Genomic DNA, 1595 nt, shown 5'->3' with positions numbered 1-1595 from the left:
CTGGCATACTGTATGAACTCGGTTATATTCGTGATAATGGGAATTTCAAGCATCAACTGAAAGGAAATTTCACCACTCCTCAGTTAAAAACTTCCATTACGGAAAGTTATCCCAATTCGGATCATTTCATTCAAACCAACATTGGAAGCTTCGAATACAAATACTTAAGAAAAATCTCAGACAATAAATTCAAAATTTACGCAGGAGGCTCCTGGAATAACTTTTTCAATATTAAGAACCACTATTTCTACAATAATGGAAGAGAACTGGGATACGATATTTTCTCTTCCCTTGATATTGCCCTTGAAGTTGAAAGAAAATTCGAGAATAGGCATACTTTAAAATATGCCCTTTCCTATCCTTTACTTGCCTACGTAGTGGGTGGTATGAAATTTCCCAAAGGAGTTCCTGAAGAATTTTTCCAGAGACTTTTAAACGAAGGATTTCTGGACGGAGAAAAGGACCCTGTTTTCACTACTCTCTCTTCAGGACAATTTCAAACCTTGAATACCTTTGTGGACCTGAAGAGTGAGTTCGTTTACCAATATCAACTTACTCAAAATATTCAGCTTTCATTGAGTTATCTTTTTCAATTCTTTCAATATCCAAAATTTGAAAGAGTTCAATTTGGTAGCCATCAAATTCTTGCCGGCCTAAACTTTAATTTCTAAGAATGAAACGACGCTATATTTTAGTTATCTTTTTAATCTTCAGCTTATCCGCTTGTGAAAAGCTTTTTTTTGATGAAGATCCAATTAATGATAAACAAAGCAATTTTGAAATCTTTTGGCAGGATATGGACAAAAACTACCCATCTTTTTTTATCAAAGATATTGATTGGGATTCTGTTTATTTATCAACCACCCAAACCTTAAATGAAAATGAATTAACTGACCAAGAGTTTTACAATTTACTTTCGGATATCATATTCCAATTAAAAGATGGTCACATGGGGCTTTTCACTCCATATGGAAATTTCAGTTATGTAAGAACCAATCCTGAAACCCCCAATGTGCTAGAAGACAACAGTTCTTACCTTGCTGGTGAAAAAACAATTAATCAAGCCATTTCTTTTGCAAAAATTAAAGGTAGAAATTTAGGTTATCTAAAAATCACAACATTCTCCAATCAGAACCTTACCATAAATGATTTTAAAAATGTTGACCAGGCCATCTCTCAATTACAAAACACCGATGGAATGATCATTGATCTTCGATCTAACCTTGGGGGGGAGTACTCTTTTCAAAAGGCTATAGCCAAAAGATTTATCCAGCAATCCATGCCCTCCATAAACTTCAAGTACAGAAATGGCCCTTCCCATAATGACCTCACTGATTGGATCGAGGACAATATTACACCTGAAGGAATCCCCTACCAGAAGCCGATTGCCATATTAACTAATAGGGCCACCGCCAGTGCGGCCGAACTTTTTATTCTGACTTTAAAAGGTCTAACTAATGTTACCATTATTGGGGATCTTACAAATGGTTCACAAGGAACCTTTACTAACCGAGAACTACCAAATGGATGGACCTACAGAATGACTACCATGATTGCTTCGAATAAAAATAAAGAAATCTTTGAGGGAGTTGGTG

Annotated in this window: 2 protein-coding genes; both read left to right on the top strand. The window is 35.6% G+C overall.

Translation table 11 applies throughout. The features are described 5' to 3' along the window. Positions 1-671 (top strand): hypothetical protein (locus tag E1171_RS23440; protein ID WP_187696168.1); only part of this gene is annotated, 671 nt, incomplete at its 5' end. 2 nt (positions 672-673) lie between these two features. Next, positions 674-1595, top strand: a 922-nt coding sequence (locus tag E1171_RS01615) for a S41 family peptidase (protein WP_155203423.1), incomplete at its 3' end; no start/stop codon positions are given.

This window comes from Xanthovirga aplysinae (assembly GCF_009711365.1).
In the GTDB taxonomy this organism is placed as follows: domain Bacteria; phylum Bacteroidota; class Bacteroidia; order Cytophagales; family Cyclobacteriaceae; genus Xanthovirga; species Xanthovirga aplysinae.
Note: the sequence above shows the minus strand (reverse complement) of the source record. Positions and strands in the feature narration are given on the sequence as shown.